At 37.6% G+C, this 4,909-nt stretch carries 4 protein-coding genes; 1 reads left to right on the forward strand and 3 read right to left on the reverse strand.

What is annotated here, in order from left to right; genetic code table 11:
- Positions 1 to 272, forward strand: a 272-nt coding sequence (locus AC3DU7_RS03415) for a hypothetical protein (RefSeq protein WP_488037963.1), incomplete at its 5' end; no start/stop codon positions are given.
- Positions 273 to 415: 143 nt separating this feature from the next.
- On the opposite strand, the gene AC3DU7_RS03420 is transcribed toward AC3DU7_RS03415, so the two are convergent.
- From AC3DU7_RS03420 to AC3DU7_RS03430, 3 genes are all read right to left on the reverse strand, one after another.
- Positions 416 to 3,181, reverse strand: a complete 2,766-nt coding sequence (locus tag AC3DU7_RS03420) for a TIGR02921 family PEP-CTERM protein (protein ID WP_488037964.1) — start codon at positions 3,179 to 3,181, stop codon at positions 416 to 418.
- Between the two features lie 79 nt (positions 3,182 to 3,260).
- Positions 3,261 to 3,962: a Uma2 family endonuclease gene (locus tag AC3DU7_RS03425; protein ID WP_488037965.1), complete on the reverse strand. Its 702-nt coding sequence runs from the start codon at positions 3,960 to 3,962 to the stop codon at positions 3,261 to 3,263.
- A 76-nt stretch (positions 3,963 to 4,038) separates the two neighbouring features.
- Positions 4,039 to 4,782, reverse strand: a complete 744-nt coding sequence (locus AC3DU7_RS03430; RefSeq protein WP_488037966.1) for a Uma2 family endonuclease — start codon at positions 4,780 to 4,782, stop codon at positions 4,039 to 4,041.
- Between the last annotated feature and the right edge of the window lie 127 nt (positions 4,783 to 4,909).

A 4,909-nucleotide genomic window follows, 5' to 3' on the forward strand; every position in this document is an offset into this window, starting at 1 on the left:
TAGAGATGTTGAGGTTCTACTGGGAGCATCAGGAATGGAAAGTAGGTGACTTCAATGCAGATGGCAAGGATGATTTAATTAATCTATACAGCAATAAAGACTGGACTCCAGATTCAATAGCTGTCTTTACTCACCTTTCCACAGGGGATGGATTTAATCCACCTGATCGCAACTTTAACTACTACAACGAGCTAACCGGATACGATGGAGTAACTGACTACACCGCTCTGGATCTTGGTAACTTTTTAGTTGGTAACTTTGGTGTAAGTTGAAGTAAAAGAGGATAGCAATTGAAATTAGGTTTTAGCGATCGCTTTTCTTTATAGACCACAAAAGCACCTTTTCAGCTAATGGATTCTTGTTCCCCCCAGAATTGGGGGGCTAGGGGGGCAAAATTCAGTATTAAATAACACACCTAACGTTTTCTAGCTGCTTTTTCCGTAATAAACAAGAAAAATCCCATTGCCATCATTCCTAATACCATACCAGGTTCGGGTACACTTACATTCTGCAACGGATTATTGGGGTCGGTTAACTGTTCCTTGCCATCCTCAACTTTGCGGTTAAAACGGTCTGCTGCTGCTTCTGCGCGTCTGAGTGCTTCCCGTTGTTCGTCGTTAACTAAAACTATCATGGAAGAATAAGGTGTAACTATTTTATAGGTTTTGGCGATCGCGTGAATAGTATCTAATTCATCGAGGGTTTCCAAGTTCATTTTTTTACTTAACCCCAAAACTAACTGTTGTGCTGCTAGAGGTGCAAAATTATCTTCTGTTGTTTCCCCACGAGATTTTTTCTCCAGAAACCAAGCGTAACCATCAGCAACGCTGACGACAGACTCTCCAAATTTTGATTTTGCGGTCACTTGTTGGAAAATTTCGGCAAGTTTTGTTGCTGCTCCACCCCCACTTTGTTGAATCAATTTTAATGTGCCATCATCATAAGCAGGTGGCATTGCACCTAAATGCAACATCCACAAAGGTGCAGATAAATTTGGCATCTCTTTGTTGTTTCTAGATAATTCATAACTACCTTCATCGCTGACTAATATTACTCCTTTGTAGCGAGTGTCACCTTGTAACTGGAGGAATTGTTCCAGCATTTCTTTGTATTGGAGTGTACCGAAAAATGTGACTTTCTCTACATCAAACTGACTAATATCGTCAATGCGTTCGGGTGGCAGCGTAACATTAGTCAGATATAAGTCAGCATCACCATTACCAAAACTCAGGTCTCCCAAACCATTTGCCAGTAAAGAGTTAATTGTCTTTTTGAGTTCTTTTGTTTGAGCTTTCATACTATAGGAAGTATCAAGCACCACTGCAAAACGTCCGCTTTCTACTAAAAATTCCTCGGGTGTTTCTAGGGGCTGAGCAGAAATACGATATTTGTTAGGGAAATTTACCTGATGTTGTCGGGGAGTTTGTTCGGCGATCGCTGGTACCGTGGGTGGCAACCATGTTTCTTGATAATTTCTGACAAACTCAGCGTTGTACATTCGTTGAGTGTCTTTATTCCAATATATGTTGCGTTTCTCTGTTAACTGGGGCAATGCCCAACTATTGTTTTGTGCTATTACTTGATAGGTTAACCACAGGTGCATTTGAGTTGGTTGTTCGGGGTTTTCTTCTCGTTGGGTTGCGGACAATTTTGCTGGTACAGGAAATGCTCGTAAACGATATTGGCGAGGTCCGACTTTTTCTAGAAGTGCGGGGTCAACGGGTCGCTCTCTTCGTACTTGAGAAGTATAAACTTTTTGAGCTGCACCACGGGGCGAAACTTTAAAAGGAAAACGTTTTTCTAAGTTGTCGGTATCGCCTAACCAAATACCTGTAATTACTGCACTTTCTGGAAGGGTAAAATAATAGAGTATTTCTTGGGGTTCAAAGGTTTGATTTTCATAAATTTCATATAGTTCTATATTTGCCCAGTCTCCATGTTCTGTCACTGTAATTTCTTGATTTTTTAGCCATACTTTTTGTTGCCCAATATTTAATAATCCAGCCTTAACTTCATCTCGATTTGCTGTTGATTGAATGGCTTTAAGAATTGTTTTTTGTTCTCCTTTTTGGATGGGAGTATCGAAAAATTGACTGTATAGTTTCCCTGCTTTTTCTTTATCTTTAGAAGATCCTTGATATAAGAATGGTGAAATTAGATGATTGAAGTAATTTTGTAATGATTGAACGATAGATTCTGGTAAGCCGAATGTGCTTCTATACATAATTCTAATTTGGTTACTTTGGGCAGCCGTACCGAGATAACGATATGAGGATAAATAGGCATTGATTAATCCATCTTTAATTAAATTAGAATTAGCTAAAAGTTCTTGGCGATCGCCTTCATCTCTGACTGGTAAATCTAACATTTGAAAGGCTACAACTTGGGGTTGTTGTTGAAATGAAACAAATAGAATCATCCAAGCAGTTATTACCGCAATAATTCCCTGAAATGTACGTTGATGACCATGTTGATTAGCAAATGTTCTGAGTATTTTTTGTCCAGAATGAACGTATAAACTGGCTAATGCTGAGGGCATAAATACAAATAAAGTTGTTGTTAAAGCCCATATAAATAAAAGGAAGAATAATCTAAATACATAGCCAGGAGAGTAAGTTAACTCAGAAATAATTCCTCGAAGCCAGTAAAATGAGAAAAATTCTCGTACTAACATTACGGATACTGGCACTGCATAAAATAGTAGTAATACTCCTACATATAAACCTGTTAATAATATTAGGGTGTGGGCAAACATTTGTAGCCAGGATACTAATCTATTTCTATAAGCATAACCATGTAACATTTCTAGAGCAAAAGCGATAATACTAATGAAGATTGTGGCTAAAATTAAAGTGCTAGCTTGAGTAAGTTCTCGTAGTACGAATAAACGTAAAAGACAGAGTAAAAATAAGGGAGCTTCAACCCCATAAAATAAACGAATTAATTGCAGCGGTTCTTTCCGAAAACGCCATCCACCAATAATAGTAAAAATAGTGGGAATTGCTACTATTCCAATAAAAGTAATTAAAAATTGACTGGGAATTAAACCAGAGAAAGTATCTTCAATTAAAGACCATCCAATAGTTGGTAAAATCCAGAAATATACAGCTCCCAAAAATGTCAAGTTCCATACCCAAAAGATACTGTAAAAAGTCAGATTCAGAAAATTTTTAATTTTCATAAAATTTACTCCTAAAAATTATTTAGCGATACTGCTGACGCAACGCTCCGCGAACGCCTATTTTCTCTCAAAATTTAACCTATCCATTGCTTTCTGGATCTATCCCTGCTTCTCGTAATAATTGTTCTAAGCGTTTGGCACGTTCTTCGGCAACAGTGGCACGATTTTCTGCTTCTAAAGCACGATTTTCTGTTGCCTCCAATTGTTGCTGCACTTCCATATAATCTGTAAATGGTTGTTCATCAGGACGGTACAACATTAGTGTTTCTGCTGTTAACTCAAACTTAATTCCTAACCGAGGCGAAACAAAGCCATTTATTTCATCAATTCTTTCTAGGAAAAGTTCTGAGCGTAACCATCCCGTTAAACTATTTTTTTGCGGGTCATAAACATAATATTCTTCCACTCCATAGCGGTCATAAAATAATAATTTACGCTCCATTTCTTTGGGTGTATTTCCTGGAGAAAGAATCTCAAATACTACTTGTGGAGCAATATTATTTTCTTTCCATTGTTGATAAGAACCTCGGTCTCCTTTCGGCACTCCAAAAACTACCATGACATCTGGCGCTTGTCGTAATTTATTATTACCTTCTACCGGATACCAAAGCAAATCTCCTGCCACAAAAATTTCATTATTATCTGCAAATAACCAAGCTAAATTGTAATGAATAACTGTAATCCAACGAAATTGAATTGTATTATCTGACATAGGTTGGCCATCACTATCTGGATAAACTATTTCTGAGCTAGTTTGGGACAAGGGAAGTTGCATTGTCATATTTTATTTCCTCACATTATTTAGGGTGCGTTAGTGGTAACGTAAGGCACCATTCCACTTCATCTCAAAATTCAACCTATCCATTGGTTTCAGGATCTATCCCCGCTTCTCGCAATAATTTTTCTAAGCGTTTTGCACGTTCTTGAGCAATTTCCTTCTCTTGACGTTCCTGTTGAAGTTCTTCTTCAGCAAAAAGGGCACGATTTTCTGCTTCTAAAGCACGATTTTCTGTTGCCTCCAATTGTTGCTGCACTTCCATATAATCTGTAAATGGTTGTTCATCAGGACGGTACAACATTAGTGTTTCTGCTGTTAACTCAAACTTAATTCCTAACCGAGGCGAAACAAAGCCATTTATTTCATCAATTCTTTCTAGGAAAAGTTCTGAGCGTAACCATCCCGTTAAACTATTTTTTTGCGGGTCATAAACATAATATTCTTCCACTCCATAGCGGTCATAAAATAATAATTTACGCTCCATTTCTTTGGGTGTATTTCCTGGAGAAAGAATCTCAAATACTACTTGTGGAGCAATATTATTTTCTTTCCATTGTTGATAAGAACCTCGGTCTCCTTTCGGCACTCCAAAAACTACCATGACATCTGGCGCTTGTCGTAATTTATTATTACCTTCTACCGGATACCAAAGCAAATCTCCTGCCACAAAAATTTCATTATTATCTGCAAATAACCAAGCTAAATTGTAATGAATAACTGTAATCCAACGAAATTGAATTGTATTATCTGACATAGGTTGGCCATCACTATCTGGATAAACTATTTCTGAGCTAGTTTGGGACAAGGGAAGTTGTATTGTCATATTTTATTTCCTCAGATGCCTCAGTATTTTTAGTATTTAAGAAAAGATCGTAGACGATATATATAGCGATACTGCTGACGCAACGCTCCGCGAACGCCTACTGCATATAAAAATTCAACCTATCCAT

This window comes from Okeania sp., assembly GCF_983059655.1.

Excerpts from the sequence above, each read along its gene's own strand:
- AC3DU7_RS03420 (WP_488037964.1), bottom strand. The coding sequence starts at position 3,181 with ATGAAAATTAAAAATTTTCTGAATCTGACTTTTTACAGTATCTTTTGG.
- AC3DU7_RS03425 (WP_488037965.1), bottom strand. The coding sequence starts at position 3,962 with ATGACAATGCAACTTCCCTTGTCCCAAACTAGCTCAGAAATAGTTTAT.
- AC3DU7_RS03430 (WP_488037966.1), bottom strand. The coding sequence starts at position 4,782 with ATGACAATACAACTTCCCTTGTCCCAAACTAGCTCAGAAATAGTTTAT.